At 50.2% G+C, this 16,640-nt stretch carries 15 protein-coding genes and 1 tRNA gene; 1 reads left to right on the top strand and 15 read right to left on the bottom strand.

Going from position 1 to position 16,640, the window contains the following annotated elements; all coding sequences use genetic code 11:
* Positions 1–18: 18 nt before the first annotated feature.
* Genes MUB23_RS14005 through MUB23_RS13995 form a run of 3 tightly spaced genes read right to left on the bottom strand, consistent with a single transcriptional unit; the run spans position 19 to position 3,813 of the window.
* Positions 19–1,035 carry an FAD binding domain-containing protein gene (locus MUB23_RS14005; protein ID WP_244801221.1) on the bottom strand — a complete coding sequence of 339 codons (1,017 nt, stop codon included), beginning with the start codon at positions 1,033–1,035 and terminating at the stop codon, positions 19–21.
* Positions 1,032–3,305: a xanthine dehydrogenase family protein molybdopterin-binding subunit gene (locus MUB23_RS14000; RefSeq protein ID WP_244801220.1), complete on the bottom strand. Its 2,274-nt coding sequence runs from the start codon at positions 3,303–3,305 to the stop codon at positions 1,032–1,034. Before MUB23_RS14000 ends, MUB23_RS14005 begins: the two co-directional genes overlap by 4 nt.
* Entirely contained in the window at positions 3,292–3,813 is a 522-nt protein-coding gene (locus MUB23_RS13995; protein ID WP_244801219.1) for a (2Fe-2S)-binding protein, read from the bottom strand. Before MUB23_RS13995 ends, MUB23_RS14000 begins: the two co-directional genes overlap by 14 nt.
* Positions 3,814–4,146: 333 nt before the next feature.
* Here MUB23_RS13995 and MUB23_RS13990 point away from each other — a divergent pair.
* Positions 4,147–4,223: transfer RNA gene (locus MUB23_RS13990), tRNA-Arg, on the top strand.
* Positions 4,224–4,409: 186 nt separating this feature from the next.
* Here MUB23_RS13990 and MUB23_RS13985 read toward each other — a convergent pair.
* From MUB23_RS13985 to MUB23_RS13930, 12 genes are all read right to left on the bottom strand, one after another.
* Positions 4,410–5,804, bottom strand: a complete 1,395-nt coding sequence (locus MUB23_RS13985) for a site-specific integrase (protein ID WP_172680789.1) — start codon at positions 5,802–5,804, stop codon at positions 4,410–4,412.
* A 20-nt stretch (positions 5,805–5,824) separates the two neighbouring features.
* Entirely contained in the window at positions 5,825–6,031 is a 207-nt protein-coding gene (locus MUB23_RS13980; RefSeq protein WP_005541444.1) for a helix-turn-helix domain-containing protein, read from the bottom strand.
* Between the two features lie 527 nt (positions 6,032–6,558).
* Positions 6,559–6,795 (bottom strand): helix-turn-helix domain-containing protein, encoded by a 237-nt coding sequence (locus tag MUB23_RS13975; RefSeq protein WP_244801218.1) that lies wholly within the window; start codon positions 6,793–6,795, stop codon positions 6,559–6,561.
* Between the two features lie 4 nt (positions 6,796–6,799).
* Positions 6,800–7,228 (bottom strand): sigma-70 family RNA polymerase sigma factor, encoded by a 429-nt coding sequence (locus MUB23_RS13970; protein WP_330641894.1) that lies wholly within the window; start codon positions 7,226–7,228, stop codon positions 6,800–6,802.
* A gap of 517 nt (positions 7,229–7,745) precedes the next feature.
* Positions 7,746–8,123, bottom strand: coding sequence for a metal-dependent transcriptional regulator (locus MUB23_RS13965; protein ID WP_244801217.1), 378 nt, complete (start codon positions 8,121–8,123; stop codon positions 7,746–7,748).
* A gap of 51 nt (positions 8,124–8,174) precedes the next feature.
* Complete coding sequence (locus tag MUB23_RS13960) at positions 8,175–9,923, bottom strand: ABC transporter ATP-binding protein (RefSeq protein ID WP_244801216.1); 1,749 nt, start codon at positions 9,921–9,923, stop codon at positions 8,175–8,177.
* A complete protein-coding gene (locus MUB23_RS13955) occupies positions 9,920–11,680 on the bottom strand; it encodes an ABC transporter ATP-binding protein (RefSeq protein ID WP_330641893.1) in 1,761 nt (586 codons plus the stop codon). The genes MUB23_RS13960 and MUB23_RS13955 overlap by 4 nt, the downstream gene beginning before the upstream one ends.
* 68 nt (positions 11,681–11,748) lie before the next feature.
* A complete protein-coding gene (locus tag MUB23_RS13950) occupies positions 11,749–13,356 on the bottom strand; it encodes an ABC transporter substrate-binding protein (protein WP_244801215.1) in 1,608 nt (535 codons plus the stop codon).
* 30 nt (positions 13,357–13,386) lie between these two features.
* Positions 13,387–14,085: an ATP-binding cassette domain-containing protein gene (locus MUB23_RS13945; RefSeq protein WP_244801214.1), complete on the bottom strand. Its 699-nt coding sequence runs from the start codon at positions 14,083–14,085 to the stop codon at positions 13,387–13,389.
* Entirely contained in the window at positions 14,067–14,861 is a 795-nt protein-coding gene (locus tag MUB23_RS13940; RefSeq protein WP_244801213.1) for an ATP-binding cassette domain-containing protein, read from the bottom strand. Before MUB23_RS13940 ends, MUB23_RS13945 begins: the two co-directional genes overlap by 19 nt.
* Positions 14,861–15,652 carry an ABC transporter permease gene (locus MUB23_RS13935; RefSeq protein ID WP_244801212.1) on the bottom strand — a complete coding sequence of 264 codons (792 nt, stop codon included), beginning with the start codon at positions 15,650–15,652 and terminating at the stop codon, positions 14,861–14,863. The genes MUB23_RS13940 and MUB23_RS13935 overlap by 1 nt, the downstream gene beginning before the upstream one ends.
* Positions 15,649–16,611 (bottom strand): ABC transporter permease, encoded by a 963-nt coding sequence (locus MUB23_RS13930; protein ID WP_244801211.1) that lies wholly within the window; start codon positions 16,609–16,611, stop codon positions 15,649–15,651. The genes MUB23_RS13935 and MUB23_RS13930 overlap by 4 nt, the downstream gene beginning before the upstream one ends.
* Positions 16,612–16,640: the final 29 nt, after the last annotated feature.

The raw sequence follows: 16,640 nt of genomic DNA, 5'->3' as shown, positions 1-16,640 counted from the left end.
CCGGGGGATTTCCTTATTTTACGGGGTCTGATCTAATCCTTTTATTTCCGGTTCCTGGCGGAGCTCCATCAGCTGACGCACCAGCCGGAACTGTTTCCGTTTGATCTTGGGAGGGATCACAGCCTCTTTGATGAGCCTGGCTCTGCGGCGGAGCTCCTCCTCGCAGGCATTCACGATCTCACTGTCGGGACGGGACGGATCCTCCAGCAAAACCGCCGACTCCAGCTCCAGAGGAGTTTCATGAACAGCCCCTGCCACGATCTTGGGCGGCCGGCTTCCTCCCACCCGCAGGGCAAAGTTGATCAGAGGGAAGTCGATGGAAGAGCGGAGGCTGTATTTATAGAATCCGCTTCTCTCTTCGCTGTCCGGCAGCGGGACCAGAATCCGGCACAGCAGAGGGCTGTCCGGCAGCGGGGACAGGAGACCAGCATTCCCCATATCTCTGTCCTGGAAACACCGCCCGGCCCGTCTGTCCGCGGCGCCGTGTTCTGCCAAAAGTTCGGTCAGAGGAAGGATTTCCCTCTTTCCGCCCCGGAGGATTTCCGCCTGGGCATCATAGAGCACCAATGTGGTGGCCGGATCCGAGTAGTAGATGGCGCGGCAGACCGGGGAGCCGGGAGCCTGATGGCAGACAGAGCCCCCGGTCTGGAAGCAGAGAGGGATCCCTTGTCTCCAGGCGGCAGACTGATTAAAATAAATACAGCGGCGTTCCTGCATGAGATTGCCGCCCAGAGTGGCGATATTCCGGATCTGCGGGGAGGCGGTCACCCGAACGCTCTGAGTCAGAGCGGGCAGACATTCCCGCAGGCGGATGTTCTCCGCCAGCTCTGACAGGGTAACTCCGGCTCCGATTGCCGCCTGGCCGTCCTCAAAGGAAATGACCTTGCCTTCGGGAATCCGGGAGATCAGGACCTTTTCCGGCGCCCGGCGGACGCCGAGACGCAGCAGCGGCATGAGGTCCGTGCCGCCCCCGATGAAACAGCCGCCGGTAACCGCCGCGGCCTCCTCCATGGTTTTTGGGATCGATACGCTCATTTTATTTCCTCCCTTCCCGTAAGGATTAAAAATTCATCGCAAAGGGGAATTTTCGTGATTTCCATTCCGCTGGCCCGCCGGACTGCATTGACAATAGCCGGAGCCACCGGAACGGTGGACAGCTCTCCGACGCTTTTTGCCCCCAGAGGACCGGTGGGTTCGAAGCTTTCCGCGATGTCCACGTGCAGCTTCGGCATATCTGCCATCAGGGGGATCCGGTAGTGGAGCAGATCGGTGGAAAAGGTTCTTCCCATGGCGGGCAGGTATTCCAGCCGTTCATAGAGGGCGTAGCCGACCCCTTGGGCGATGCCGCCCTCCAGCTGCCCTTCCACGGTGAGAATATTGATGGGAGTCCCCACATCTGCCACCTCGATTATGTGAAGAAGGCGGATTCCGTGGATGGCAGGCTGGTATTCCGCCTTGACAAAACATACGGAAAATGGATTGGGACTGTGCTCCGCTTTATAGCAGCCGCTGCCCACGATCACGCTTCCCAGGGGGTGGAACATGGTCTCCCGCACGGCTTCCGCCAGGGAGAGGATGCGGCGGTGCTCCGGGGAGCCGCTTCCCGCCGGCTCCGTGATCCGCAGACGGCCCTTTTCCCAGACGGCCTTCCGGCCCGGCACCAGCTTTTCCATGGCCGCACACAGCTTTTCTTTTGCATCTGCCGCGGCAAGCGCCACGGCATTGCCGCAGACAAAAGTCTGGCTGCTGCCGAATGTTCCGGTGTCATAGGGCGTCAGCAGCGTGTCCGCCGCTTTGATCCGCACCAAAGACAGGGGGATCCCCAGCTCCTCCGCTGCAATCTGACTGAGCATGGTCTCGCTGCCCTGGCCGATGTCGCAGGAGCCAACCAGCAGGTTTGCACTGCCGTCGTCGTTCAGCATGATCAAAGCAGAGCTGAGTCCTTCCTTGGAGGAGGGGCCGGACCCATGGCAGCAAAAGGCAATGCCCCAGGCCTGGCGGACCTCATCGTCCCAGCGCAGGCCCTCCTCGGCATCGATCTTTGCCTGGATTTCCTGACATCGCCTGGCGCAGGCTTCCATGGCGCAGCTGGTCACCGGCATGGAGGCGCAGGGGAATGATTCTCCAGGCTGTACTTGATTTTTCAGCCTCAGTTCCACCGGATCCATATCTAGGTCCATGGCCAGCCGGTCCATCAGGATCTCTCTGGCAAAGGTGGCCTGGGTGTTTCCGTATCCCCGGAAAGCCCCGGCCACCGCCCGGTTGGTCAGCACGCTGCGGCCGGAAAAGCGGTAGTGGGGGGCCCGGTAGTGGAATTTTCTGCTGGCCGCCGCCACCACCGTAGGCGTGTGGGTGGTGTAAGGGCCGGAGTCCGCCCACAGGTTGATGTCGGCCCCGGTGATGGTCCCGGAGGCATCGGCGCCCAGGCGCATCTTTACCTCCATGGCATGGCGGGCTGTGGAGGCAGTCAGATCCTCTTCCCGGGTGTAAATCAGTTTGACCGGGCGGTTCAGCTTTCGGGAGAGGAAGGCAGCTGCATGTTGGGCGTGAAGCTGCTGGCGCGCGCCAAAGCCTCCGCCTACAATGGTTTTGATGATGCGCACATTCCCCTCCGGAAGTTCCAGAAGCTCGGCCAGAATGCGGCGCTCCTGGTAAATGGTTTGGGAACAGCTATAGACGGTCAACTGTCCGTCCTGATAATCACAGATGCAGCCGGTGGGTTCGATGGGCACATGCTGCATCAGTTGGGTGGAAAACTGATCCTGCGCTACCTGCGCCGAAGAGCCCAGGGCAGCGTCCACATCCCCCTGCTCCACCTGACGGTGATTGATTACATTGGTCTCGGACAGGTGGGGCTGGATGGGCACGGCGCCGTCTTTCAGGGCGTCTTTCAGGGAGAGCGCCGGATTTTCCTTTTCATAGGAAACGCGCACCGCATCCGCAGCCGCCCTGGCAGATGCCGCCGATTCCGCCGCCACGACCAGAATCCGGTCCCCCTGACAGCGGGGCGTCTTGGTGAGCACCTCCTCGTCCGCATAAAGCAGAGCAGAGGGCGGGTTGCCGGAGCAGTTGAACCGAACGGCAGGAACCTCCTCCGGCAGCAGCGCTCCGGCATAGCCGGGGGTTGCCTCTGCCTCCGTCAGATCGATAGCTGTCACCCGCGCCCTGGCAAAGGGGCTGCGGATAATGGCGGCGTACACCATGCCGGGCAGTTTCATATCCTCCGTGTAGACGGCCTGGCCGGTGGCCTTATCCAGGGATTCCCGCCGGGGAATCCGGTGTTTTACCGTGTCAAAGGTTTTCATGGCGGTTTCCTCCTTTTGCTGCCTGGCCGGCAGTTTTCAGACGCTCTGCGCCCAGGAGCACGGCCTCCTCGATTTTCGCGTAGCCGGTGCAGCGGCAGAGGTTGCCGGAGAGGGCTTCCCTTATTTCCTCCCGGCTGGGATCCGGATTTTTGTCCAGCAGTGCTTTGGCGGTAAGGACCATCCCTGGGGTGCAGAATCCGCACTGGATGGCGCCTGCGTCCCGGAAGGCTTCCTGAAGCGGATGGGGAGCCGACTTCTGGCCCAGGCCCTCGATGGTCTCCACCTGGCAGCCGTCTGCCTGTACGGCCAGCACGCAGCAGGAGTTGACCGGACGTCCGTCCAGGAGAACCGTACACGCGCCGCACTCTCCGCTGTCACAGCCCCGCTTGGTGCCGGTGAGCCCGGCCCGGTTCCGGATGACCTCCAATAAGGTCTCTTCTTCGTCCACAGAGAATTGTTTTTCTGAACCGTTCAACTGTAAGGTTATGGTGATTGTATTGGATTCCATGGCATTTCCTCGCAAATTCGACAGACTCCCTCCGGGGGTTTTTCTAAGTCTATCATAGCCGGCAGGCGTCGAAAGATCGTCAACCAGGGTTGCGCCGGGAAGGAAGAATCCGGACAAGATTGGGTTGCACCGGGATGTTTTTTGTGGTATAATTCATAACGTTCCTGGGAACAGATGTTTTTGGGATGATTGGCCAGCCGCCAGCGTATTGTCCGGCGGTGCTGGAATTGTATTTTATTTGTTTCCGTAGCTCAGCAGGATAGAGCGACCGCCTCCTAAGCGGCAGATTGTTCGATTCCTTTGAGCCTTGAAAATTGCATAAAACTTATAAATGTCTCAGTAGCTCAGCTGGATAGAGCACACGCCTCCTAAGCGTGGGGTCGGAGGTTCAAATCCTCTCTGGGACGCCAGAAAGCACCGCTGCAAGCCTTTTTTCGGGGTTTGCAGCGTTTTTTGTTCCTCCTTCTCCCGGTAATTTCACTTCCGTTACCGGGAGATTTTTATACGCCGCATGATGTATATTTGCTAATTGGACTCGAACGCTTTTCAGAAATTTGCTAAGGAAATTCTGCGTTTTGCTAATTCGATTTTTCGGATCACTTTGCCGGGGCTTGCGCCGCTATCAGGGCTGCGAGCGCACTTGCCAGCTCCGGCGACTTCTGAAGCTGCTCCACAAGGCTTTCAAGGTCCAGGGTCGCAGGCTCCGATTTTGCCGGTTCCTCCGGTGGACGGACATTGCGAAGATCAGGCTTGGCATAGAAGGCTGTCTCAAATTTCTGAGCATTGACCTTTCTATCCTCGTCCAGAATGTGAGCATAGATACTGGTTATCATGTCGATCTCGGCATGGCCCGTATCGCCCTGGGTGGCTTTCAGATCGCCGTGGTTGAGTTTCAGTTTGTAGGTGGTACTGGAATGACGGAGAGAATGAAAGACCACCTTCGGCAGCCCTGCGTCCTCACGGAGCTTTGCAAACTCTTTGAGGATGATTCGATCCTCGCAGGGGCGTCCATTGGGAAGTGCCACGACCAAATCGAAGTCCTGATACTCGTCGCCCAGGAAACCTTTCAGCTCGTCCTGAGACTTTTTCCATTCCCGCAGAATGTAGGCCAGTGTTTTCGGCAGCCACACCTTACGGATGCTGGAATCGGTTTTCGGCTTTTTCAGAATAATCCTTGTGCTGGTGTTCGGCATGAGCGGAGTGAAGATGTAATAGATATCCTTCTCACCCAGCGTTTCAATCGCCCGTTTGGATGCCCGTGTCAGCTCCTTGTCGATGTAGACATAGGCGTTATCCGCCGCAATATCTTCATCGGAAATATGGACGTTCTCCCAGGTCAGCCCCAGGATTTCACCCATACGCAGAGAGCAGGCAAAGGAAAGGTTCATTGCTACATAGAGCTTGCTGTCCGTGCATTTGTCCAGGGCAAGACGGATCATATCCGCTGTCCAGATATCCCGTTTCGCATACTCCGTTTTCGGGAGGATCACATTGTCAAAGGGATTTCTTGCAATGATTTCCCATCGTACCGCCTGCTTAAACGCACACCGCAGGAGCTTGATGATCTTTTCAATAGTCTTGTCGCTGACATAAGTGGTAACGGCCTTTCGGGTCTTGGTAGACACCGACTTGGTTTTCTGCAAGGTCTGGATATAACCATCAACCGCACGGGGCGTAACCGCCTGTACCTCCATATCACCGATGATTGGATTGATATAGTTCGCAATCAGCGCCGTTTGGCTGTCATACATAGACACGCCCCATTTCTTTTCCCCGTAAAGAGATACGAAGTCATAAAGGAACTCGGTGATCGTCTGATTGCTTGGCGGGAGAAAAGTTCCCGTGTGCTGCTGATTTTCGATTTCCGCCTTGCGCTTCAAGGCCTCTTTGTGGGTATGCCAGGTTTCCCACTTCTGTTTGGTTTCTCCGTTTTCATCCACATAGTTGTAAACAACGGAATAGTTTTTCTTTCGCTTGATTATAGATGCCATATCGTTCTTCCTTTCTTGGATCACAGGTCGAGGGAGTCAAGCCACTCGTCAAATGACCGCTTGGAAATGCGTATGGCGTTACCAATTCGCACGATTTTGAAGTGCCCTTCTTTTACAAGGATATATGCGGAAGTTCTTCCGATGCCCAGAATTTGAGCAATATCGTCAACCGTATATGTCCTTCTTTCAGGGGTTTCTTTCTTCGTGCCGTTCCATGTTTGAGACATGAGAACCCCCTTTCAGTTATGAAAAGGAACAGCACGAATATGTGTGGGTAATATAACTTCCACTATTATTTTACCGTGCTGCTCCGTGTTTGTCTGCTGCTAATTGAAAAGTTTACGATCTATCCATAAACTTTCAAAAAAGAAAAGTAGGCTTACGGACGGCTGCTGGCACAGCTCCACGGGAGTCTAACCCCGGCCCATGCTGATGGGTGCGGCGCACAATGCTTTGTGGGCGTTCAATGCGCGAGTATCTTTGACCCTGCCCGTGTGTCATCGCCCACAAGCTGCCACGCTTGCTTTGCGGTCTGGTGCTGTTCGCTCGCCCGTTACAGTGGTCCCGTCCTGCGGACTTGAAACGAGGTCATGGCGCACCGACCGTATGGCTCGGCACAAACAGGAATGTATCCGTTTGCCTTATACTGCGGCGTTGGCCTCCCAACGGGCTTTCTTTGTCAAGGTGCTGCCTCCGGCCACAAAAGAGAGAAACAGGGAAAGGGTAAGCTGTTTCCGCTTTCAGACCGGGCTTGTCAGCTCATGATAACAATGGAATGAATGAGCTTGATCTCCAATCGGCGCTTCATGTACTCGTCCACCCGAACATGGGGCTGGCCGTCAGGATCGTAAAGTGTCCGGGTGCAGAGCTTATTGATATAGCCCTCATAATACCGGAGTACCTGATCCACAGCCTGAGAGTCCCCGTCACGGGCCGCGTCGATCACCGAAAGAGGAAGAAGCTCCTTGCCCTTATAAGTGGGTTTCTTCATACCTTCAACCTCCCTTCGGCATGAGTGCGGCCAACTTGATCCGCAGCTCGGTCAATGATTTTGCCCTTCGCCGCTGAACGGCGCTGCGAGACATTCCAACAAGGCGGCCAACCTCCTGATCCGGCAAGTCCAGAACAAAATGCAGGATCAAAATACTCTGCTCCTGAACGGACAAACCGGCGAAGGCATCAGCCACAAGCTCGTTTTCGATATGCAGGTCATACCCGTGGGACGAGAATGTAAATCTGTCACTGGGGTAGTGATCTACAACGCTGAGCTTGTCCATCTCCATCTGCGGAAGGTCGCTGAATGACAGTTCCCTGTCACGGCGCCTCTGCATTTCCCGGAGGTAGTCGATTGCCTCATGGTACAGTACCAGCTTGCAGTAAGCATCGAACTGGCACCGCTCGCCATAGTCATTGCGTGGGATCATATCCATCTTTTCACCCCCTTTCCTGGGGGAATGAGGTGGTTTTCTCCCTTTCCGCTAACAAGGCGAACGCAAAGCCATTCGCTACCCGCTAAAAGCCTCCTTTTTGAAAATTTCTCAAAAAATTTTTTCGAGGCGGGCTTATCCTCGGAAAACAGCAAAAAGCGCCCAGCAAGTCGCAACGGACCTGCTGGGCGCAGAAGTGTTTTATAAAGAAGAGTGCTTACATGGTATAGTTCATACTCAAAGCCAGACGACTCCGACGGAGGGGCTACGCTTTTTTTAACTGGTGCAGATCATGGATACTGCGAAACAAAAAGAAGGACACGGCAAAATAACCTCCAATCGGCTACCGTGTCTCTGCAAGTCGTCATTGGTCTGCAAGCGCAAAGAAACGGCGGCTCTGATTTCTCAAAACCGCCGTTAAGGTAATAACTTAAAATAGGCGCGCAAAGTCACCTGCCCCAACCAACGGTTTTTTTCTTTCCCCGTAGACGGGGCAGGTTCATACGCTATGTAATTATTCTTTCGTGACTAATTCTTTCAGCCGTTCATAGGTTTCTGCGCTAATATCATGTTCAATCCGGCAGGCATCAGCCTCCGCCGTTTCAGGATCAACACCTATGGATATGAGGTGCTTTGTTAAAAAGCAATGGCGTTCGTAAATTTTTTCAGCCACATCCCGGCCAAGGTCGGTCAGGTGTATATAATGGTTTTCGTCTGTTGTCAAAAAACCGCCCTCTCGTAAAGTTCCTACTGCGTAACATACGCTGGGTTTTGAAACTTCCATGTACCGGGCAACATCCACAGAACGCACCATACCGAGTTTCTTTTGAAGTATAAGAACGGATTCTAAGTAATCTTCACCGGCTGTGGTGGTATGTTGTTTGTTATTCATTTCTTTCTCCCATGCCATTCGTACCAGTAAAGAAAAACGCATTGTTTCTTTTTATTGCTGTATCTTACTACTGGATATTTTCCAATTAACTGCTTTTTCTCTAATATTTACGAAATCGGCATAAATTCCAGGCTGTGTCATCAACTCTTGATGTGTACCGCGTTGGGCAATTCCGCCATTCGCAATAACAACAATCTGCTGTGCATTTCGGACCGTTTTCAACCGATGAGCAATAATAATAACCGTTTTATCCTCTGTCAGCTTCTCAATGGCCTGCTGGAGTTCTGCCTCGTTTTCCGGGTCTACACTGCTTGTTGCTTCATCCAGAATTATGATAGGGGTATCCTTCAAGATAGCCCGCGCAATCGAAATACGTTGCTTTTCGCCGCCAGATAAAGTAGCACCACTCTCGCCAATGACAGTATCATAACCGTTTGGCAGTGCCATGATAAAATCATGGCAACACGCACTCTTTGCTGCTCGGACAACTTCTTCATGAGTGGCATCCGGTTTACCAAACTTGATATTGTTCTCGATGCTATCCGCAAAGAGAAAAACATTCTGAAAGACCATGCTGATATTAGAGAGCAAGCTATCCAGCTTATATTCCCGTATGTCAGTGCCGCCCAGTTTAATGCACCCTTCATCTACATCCCAAAAACGAGTAATCAAGCTGCACAATGTCGTTTTACCGGAGCCAGATGGACCGACTATCGCCGTAGTGGTTTTGGCCGGGATCGTCAGATTGACATGGTTCAAAATTCGGTGATCGCCATAAGAAAAGCCAACATTCTGTAATTCAATCGTGGTATCTTTCGGAGCAATATCTTTGCCGGACAAATCCATTACTGGAGTATCGTCAATAGCGTTCACCTTGTCGATGGAACTTTCTATTAACCGAAGGGCAAAGGACTTTCCCCCCGCCGCCTCCAGTTCACTGAAAATCAAGAAAGAGGCAACACACATCAGCAAGCAGTACACCAACGTCATGCTGCCTTGCAGATAGAACAGGATAGAGCAAAACATGATTGCCACACTCGCCAATCGCAAAACAAACAGTTGTACCATTCCGTAAGGTCCAAAAACAGTTTCCAGTTTGGTATTGCGTGCGCGGCTTTCCTCAATGGCCTGTTTCATTTTCTGGTTCGATTTGCCACCGAGATTGAAAGACTTTACAATGCCCATACCCTGGATATATTCCAGTGTGGCGCCTACCAAATCCTCCTGTGCCGCCTGCCGTTTAGGAGATACTTCCTGTGATTTCTTTTGAAGTACGGAGTTACAGAGCAAAAACAGCGCAATCCCCAAGCAAGCCAGCAGACCAATCCTCCAGTCGAAGAAAAACATCACAATGGTAATGACCGTTACATGGATAAAACCGTGGATCACTGTAATCAGAACTGATGGCGCATTATTCTCTACATCGCTGATTGTTGTGGTGACGGTAGAGGTCAGATTCCCCAAACTATGACTGTTAAAGTAGCCCATCGGCATATACTTCATCCTGTCGCCTATATGGATGCGCTTATCCGCGCACATAAAATAGCCAACTCTTGTTTGAGAAAAGTCTGAAATATAACTGCAAACGATTTTTCCAATCACTCCTGCCAAAAGAAGCAGAAACGCGAACAAAATATCCTGCCCTCTGATTCCTTCCATCAATCCGTTGAGGATCAGAAAAAGAGCACCGATCTGAAACATATCAAAGATTGAGTGCAGCAAGCTGAACACCACTGACTTTTTCAAAACCCCTTTCCAGTGGCCAGAAAAAGCATATATTTTCTTTAAGGCAGTAATCATGCTGTTGCACCTCCTTCATCGCGGCTCCCAATATGAGCCTGCCACATTTCTTTATAGAGCGGGCATTTTTTCAGAAGTTCCTCATGCGTGCCGATTGCCTCGATTCGCCCCTGATTCACCACCACAAGCTGATCCGCACCTGTCACCGTATAGAGTCGATGAGCGACCATAATCAGCGTTTTGCCCTGTACCAATTTAGAAATAGCTTCTTGAATCAGGCTTTCATTCTCAGGGTCAAGGTAGGCTGTTGCCTCATCGAAGATAATAATAGGAGCATCTTTCAACATAGCTCTGGCGATGGCAATTCGCTGTCGCTCACCACCCGATAAGTGGCCGCCTGCACCGCCCACAATCGTGTCATACCCATGCTCCAGGTCCATGATGAAGTCATGGCAGCCACACTTTCGGGCAACATCTTCCACTTCTTGATCGGTAGCCGACAACCTCCCCATACGAATGTTTTCACGGATACTTTCATCAAAGAGGTAATTATCCTGCGATACATAGGACACATACGAGGAAAGCTGCGACAGGGGAATATTTTTCAAATCCACCCCGCCAAGAGAAATAGTGCCGGATGTTGCCTCCCAAAAGCCGGTAATCAATTTAGTAATCGTTGATTTGCCTGAACCGGAAGGCCCAACTAAAGCCGTCATTGTTCCAGGTTGTATTGTCAAATTGATATGATCCAATATCGGCTTCGGGTCATTCAGGTCATAAGAAAAGGAAACATTCTGGAATTGAATAGACTGATTGTGAATATCAGCATTATGGTCCGGCCGCACCAGTTCCGGTGCATCCAGCAGATTTCCCACTTCTCCGACAATCGTGCCAAGCTGCGAAATATTGTCAGTAAATTTAATCGCTCCCAAAATCGGACCGACAATACCCAGAGACAAAATCATAATGGTCAGAAAGACCGGGGCAGACAAGGTTCCATGTTGATACAGAACTGCACCGATGGGAAGAACCGCCAGCCAAACACTGGGCCAGATAGTATTGCTCATGGACATAAACAACTGCGTGTCCTTCATCCAATCGACCGCATAACTGGCATCATCATTTACTGCATCAGAATACTTCTGATAAGAGTTGGCTGACTGATTAAATGCTTTGATAACCTCAATACCACCTACATACTCGATAATGGTTGCGTTCATTTTTTGAACCCGTTTCATCAGGCCGGAAAAGCGTTCACTATACCCCCGTGACATTCCAATGTAGCACAGAAAACCAATAGGCAGAGTCACAAGAGAAGCCAGTGCCATGCGCCAGTCTAAAACAAACAGATATACAATAATGCACAGCGGGACAAACAGATTCGATGTCATTTCCGGCACCAGATGCGCGAGGATTGGCTCCATGCTCTCTACCCGATCAACGATGACATCCTTGAACCGGCCGGAGGATTGATCCATAATGTAACCCATTGGCACCCGTGAGAGTTTGTCAGCAATTTTAATACGGATCTCTTTCAAGGTCTGGAATGTCGCTGTATGAGATACGGTTGTTGAAAGAGTAGAAAAAAACAGTTTCAGTGTGAAACCAAGCAATATTACGCCGCACCACAGCGCATAAGTGTTTAAGGCAGTCACGCCATCAATCAGACAGAGCATGATATAAGCGATGGCGAAGTATGGAATCATCCCACAGGCCACGCTCAGGATAGCCAAGATGATAGAGAGCATATAGGCTCTGCGATGTGTTCCAGTCAGCTCCCATAACCGCTTGACTGGCGATGGTGTTTGTTTCATCATCTCTCACCTCCATAAAAGCAATACGGGGCAGCCGGTACCTCCCGACCACCCCGCATCGTCAAACTGTGTTATTCTGCCGGAGTGATCTGTGTCACATCCAGGAAAGCATAATCCGAAGCAAAGTTATAATCTGCGATTTTGTCCGTGTTGTAGACAATCATATCCATCTGATGGGTCAAAGGAACATCCAACACCTGATCGAGATCGGTATTGATGAGCAGTTCAAACAGTTCCTTCAAACGGGCATCATCGTTGCAGGTCTTAAACTCGCTCAATGCGGAAATAAACTCATCAGAATTATCTAACAGCGAGATGGAAACATCCTCTGGCATCTGAGCCATCATTGCAGAGAACCAGCACTGTGGCATTGCATAATTGAAGAAACCAGCAGTCATTGCGGTAATATCCCATCCTGCAGGATTCATGTAACTTGCATACCACTCCATCTTTTCCATGCTCTTAATCTCTACTTCAATGCCAACTTCTGCAAGCTGGCTTTGGAACAATGTGGCAATGGAACCGATGGTACTGTCATCAGTAGGGCAAGTAAAGACCACATGAAGCGGCGTTCCATTCTTTTCTCGGATGCCGGTGGACTGATTCATGATCCATCCTGCCTCATCAAGAAGCTGATTAGCACGATCCACGTTATAGGAATAATCCTCTGTACCGCAAATATCTGAGTAAGGCGTGCCATCAGGAACAATCGTATTCGCCACAGGTTCATAGCCATAGGTCAGGCCTTCGGAAATCGCCTCTTTGTCGATAGCATACGCCAAGGCTTGCCGTACACTCAGATCAGACAGATTCCCATTGAAATTCAGAATGATATTACGGACCGTGGAACCAGAAGGAGCAAATTTACCCTCAATTCCATCAATAGCAGTCGCCTGGTTATAGTCCTCATAACTCAGTTCAGCGGAGCCATAGATTAAATCAATTTCACCAGTTTTCAATGCCTGTACGCGGGAGGCGTTATCCGGGATATACTTTGCAACGATCTTGTCGTAATAGGGCTGCTCACCCCAATAATTCTCATTACGAACAAAAGTGGTGTACTGTCCTGCTACATACTCGTCATAGATATAGGGGCCGGTACCAGCATATCCGTTGACTGTCTGGAAGTCACCCTGCGTAATCTGTTTAGGAGAAATCATAGTGCATACATCCGGCCAGCAAAAATCGTTGATGTATGCAAAGTACGGTGTATCATAGGTCAGACGGATAGTGTATTCATCCACCGCCTCAATATTGGTATAATTGACAACACCGGGCAGTGATGTAAAAGACGGATTGATATGCCAGGACTCAATATTAGCAATCGCTGCCTCTGCGTTAAAAGGTTCTCCATCATGGAAGGTTACACCTTTTCGCAAGTAAAAGGTAAGCTGTGTACCATCATCGCTCAGTTTCCAATCTTCCGCCAACACCGGCTGGATTTCCCCATCCACATATTTCACAAGGCCCTCATAGAGTAGTTTCTGCGTGGGGCGGTTATCCGCAATCATATAGAGGGGCGAAAGGGTTGTTGTTTCGCCAATCGTGGCGATGTTTAAGATCTTTTCGCTCGTTTCGGTTCCGTTTGTAGCATTTTTGGTCCCGCCACAGCCAGCAAGCATACCCATACACATAACAGCGGCAAGAGCGAGGCCCAAAACACGTTTGGTTCGTTTCATTTTGTTTTGTTCCTTTCTGTAATTTTATATTTATCGAACGGCTTTTTTAGTAATTTTGCCGTGTTCGATCTCATATATGACCTCGCAGAGCCGCGAGGCGATTTGCAGGTCATGTGTAACGACTAAATAGGCACAGTCATGTTCCTGCTCGTATTTCTCCAAAAGTTGAAGGACCGCTTCTGTTGAAATCAAGTCAAGACCTGCGGTTACTTCGTCCAGAATTAGAAATTCCGGTGATATAGATAGGGAGCGCAGTAATGCAAGCCGCCGCTGTTCCCCGCCAGATAGTCTTCGGACCGGAGTATCAAGGAGTTTTTTGGATAAACCGGTTTGTTCCATCAATTCAGCAATACGGTTTTTTCGCTGTGACGGAGAAAGATCAGTCAGATTTACAAGGGCTTCCTCCACATTTTTGGATGTACTCCATGATGGATTTAGCGTTCCGCCAGCATCCTGAAATACCGCTTGAATCTTGCCACGATATTTTCTCCATTCTCGCAAACCCCATTTTGTGGTATCTACGCCATTGATAAGGATGCGTCCTTCAGATGGGCGTTCCAATCCGATCATCAATCGAGCCAAGGTGCTTTTTCCGCTGCCGCTTTCTCCCATAATGGCGATGCTATGACCCTGCTCCCATATCAGAGTGGCATGATCCAATGCACAAAATGTCTCCCCCTGCGCATCATAGTAGGTTCTGGTGAGGTTATCTAATTCAATGCGGTCCATTTCCAATTCACCTCCTCTCGGTGGCAAGCAGCTTCGGCAAAGCGCTTAGTCCATGGCTGTTGCGGGTGAATGAATAGCTGCTCAGTTGCCTGCGTTTCAATAATTTTGCCACGTTCCATCACATGAGTGATAGGGCATAGGGCTTTCATTGCCTCAGTATCATGGGAGATGAATAAAATCGCTGCTGTCTTTTGATATTTTCTCAGCAACTCCAGCAGTAAATCCCGATTTGCTTCATCAAGGGCACTGGTCGGCTCGTCTGCCAGAACATATTTAGGCTTCGTCCCCAAAATCAGTGCCATAGCAATCCGCTGGAGCATACCACCGGATAACTCTCCAGGATATGCACTTAGCACTCGCTTTGTATCGGTCAGGTTGACTTGCCGCAGCACATTTTCCGCAAGCGCATGAGCCTGTTTCTTGTCCAAACCAGTGTGCATACGGAGCGTTTCAATAATCTGACGTTCCATCTTTGCGTGTGGGAAAAACGCTGTCATTGGGTTTTGTGGAATAAATCCAATCGTCTTCCCGCAGAGCGCTCGGCGCTCTTTCACACCATGTATCAGCAAATTATCTCCATCCAGGAGAATTTGCCCCTGTGCGATCTCCAGATCACCACTGTTCATGCCCATAATGGATTTAATCAAAGTTGTTTTTCCAGAGCCACTAGCCCCAGTCAGTCCAATACAAGTCCCTTCATCAATAGATAATGAGACATCGGTTAAAATCGGTGTGTCATTTTTTACTTTCACAGTCAGATTTTTAATCTCAAGCATCAGGCCCCCTCCTTTTCCAAAAGCCTCCCTAAGTAGTTGAAACAGAGGGAGCTGATAAAAATAAAGAAGATCGGGTAAAAGAGCAACTGCGGATGAGTTCCAGCCAATGCCCTCGCATCGGAAAGCATAACTCCCCAATCAATTACATCATCACCCAGAGAAAGACCGATGAATGAGAAACCGGAAATCGCAATAATCATTTCTGCACAGGAAAGGCAAATAAATTGCACAACGTCACGGATAATATTGGGAAGGATATGTACCAGCATAATTCGCATTTTGCTTGCACCGCAGGCAATCGCGCACATGATGTATGCTTTGTCGTACTCACCCTCAATCAAAGTTTTAACCAACTTAATCATCCGAAGAACCAGCGATGCCGTCAGTGCCACTAACATGGTGGGGATACTATTCCCCCAAATACCAATAAAGATAATCAGATAAGCCACAGGCGGAATCGCTGTAACTGCGTTCAAAATACTTTCTGCAAGAATATTTCTGCGGCGTCCCGTCTTTGCCAGCAAGATGCCAAAGAAGATACCAAGCAAAATGACAATAGCTGATCCTACCAACACAATGCCTAAAGTTATTTTCCCGCCTTCGAGAATGCGTGAAAACTCACAACGGCCAAAATCGTCTGTACCAAACGGATATTCTGCGCTGCTGGATAGATATTTACCCCGAATATTTGTGGCCGTCGGATCGTGGGGTGCAAAGAACGATCCAAACAAGAAAAATAGCAATATTACAATCGGGATTGAATACGAGAGAATATGTTTTGTCCGGCTCATAGTCTGGCCCCCTCTCTCGCAGAAGCGTCCCGTTGCAAAATCCGCCGTAATATATCCGAAAGGATATTGAACATTACCAGCGAAAATGCAAGAAACAGAATTGTTGCGTGGATAACTGGTGAATCCCGATACAACACGCTGTCGATAATCAAATAACCAAGCCCTGGTAATGAGAACACGCGCTCTACAATCGCAGAGCCGGCCATACAAAGCCCGAGCATCTGGCAAAAGCTGGGAAGAAGTGTTACTACTGCGTTGGGGAGTGCATATCGCAATAAGATTTTTCCTTCTGATAAGCCTCTGCAACGAGCATAGAAAGCACTATCCTGCTCCATTTCTTTTTGAATATTATTCGCCAGCATAGGTGAAAACAGTGCAATACACCCAATACCAATGCAGACTGCGGCTGGGAGATATCGCATCAATCCTGTGTTTCCTGCCACCGATGTCAGGCCGAGCTTGACAGCAAAAATATCAAGGTAGGTGCTGGCAAAGAAAAAGGATGGGATGGACACCCCTGCAATACACAGAAAAATCAGTGCATGACCAATCATTCTTTTTCTTGTCAAATAACAAAGACAGCCGAATAGAAGAATGAAAACTGCTTGAATAACGGCTGAAATCAATACAATCGTTACTGTAATGCCAATAGCCGTTGTGACTTTCTCAAACACTGGCTGCCCGCTTACAAAGGATTTTCCAAAATCCAAATGGAGTGCATCCCGTACCCAAGTCACATACTGTACGGGCAGCGGATCATTGAGCCCCATATCTTCCCGCAGAGCCTCCATCTGCTCATCCGTAAAGCTAAATGCTGCAAATGATCGGCGAGCATATGCTTCTGCCGGATCAATGGGCGATAGGCGCACAAGCAGGAAAGAAATCAGCGTGACAACAACAAGCGTTATCAGCATTTCAAGGACTTTATTGACAATAAATCGCCTTGTTGCCTTGCTCATTTGTTTCCCTCCTAAAAAAATAAGCTTTG

The sequence above is a fragment of the Cuneatibacter sp. NSJ-177 genome (assembly GCF_022867805.1).
In the GTDB taxonomy this organism is placed as follows: Bacteria; Bacillota; Clostridia; order Lachnospirales; family Lachnospiraceae; genus Pseudolachnospira.
This window is presented reverse-complemented; position numbering and strand designations above follow the sequence as displayed.

Coding starts and splice junctions, on each gene's coding strand:
- MUB23_RS14005 (WP_244801221.1), bottom strand. CDS start 1,035: ATGAGCGTATCGATCCCAAAAACCATGGAGGAGGCCGCGGCGGTTACC.
- MUB23_RS14000 (WP_244801220.1), bottom strand. CDS start 3,305: ATGAAAACCTTTGACACGGTAAAACACCGGATTCCCCGGCGGGAATCC.
- MUB23_RS13995 (WP_244801219.1), bottom strand. CDS start 3,813: ATGGAATCCAATACAATCACCATAACCTTACAGTTGAACGGTTCAGAA.
- MUB23_RS13985 (WP_172680789.1), bottom strand. CDS start 5,804: ATGGCATCTATAATCAAGCGAAAGAAAAACTATTCCGTTGTTTACAAC.
- MUB23_RS13980 (WP_005541444.1), bottom strand. CDS start 6,031: ATGTCTCAAACATGGAACGGCACGAAGAAAGAAACCCCTGAAAGAAGG.
- MUB23_RS13975 (WP_244801218.1), bottom strand. CDS start 6,795: ATGAAGAAACCCACTTATAAGGGCAAGGAGCTTCTTCCTCTTTCGGTG.
- MUB23_RS13970 (WP_330641894.1), bottom strand. CDS start 7,228: ATGATCCCACGCAATGACTATGGCGAGCGGTGCCAGTTCGATGCTTAC.
- MUB23_RS13965 (WP_244801217.1), bottom strand. CDS start 8,123: ATGAATAACAAACAACATACCACCACAGCCGGTGAAGATTACTTAGAA.
- MUB23_RS13960 (WP_244801216.1), bottom strand. CDS start 9,923: ATGATTACTGCCTTAAAGAAAATATATGCTTTTTCTGGCCACTGGAAA.
- MUB23_RS13955 (WP_330641893.1), bottom strand. CDS start 11,680: ATGATGAAACAAACACCATCGCCAGTCAAGCGGTTATGGGAGCTGACT.
- MUB23_RS13950 (WP_244801215.1), bottom strand. CDS start 13,356: ATGAAACGAACCAAACGTGTTTTGGGCCTCGCTCTTGCCGCTGTTATG.
- MUB23_RS13945 (WP_244801214.1), bottom strand. CDS start 14,085: ATGGACCGCATTGAATTAGATAACCTCACCAGAACCTACTATGATGCG.
- MUB23_RS13940 (WP_244801213.1), bottom strand. CDS start 14,861: ATGCTTGAGATTAAAAATCTGACTGTGAAAGTAAAAAATGACACACCG.
- MUB23_RS13935 (WP_244801212.1), bottom strand. CDS start 15,652: ATGAGCCGGACAAAACATATTCTCTCGTATTCAATCCCGATTGTAATA.
- MUB23_RS13930 (WP_244801211.1), bottom strand. CDS start 16,611: ATGAGCAAGGCAACAAGGCGATTTATTGTCAATAAAGTCCTTGAAATG.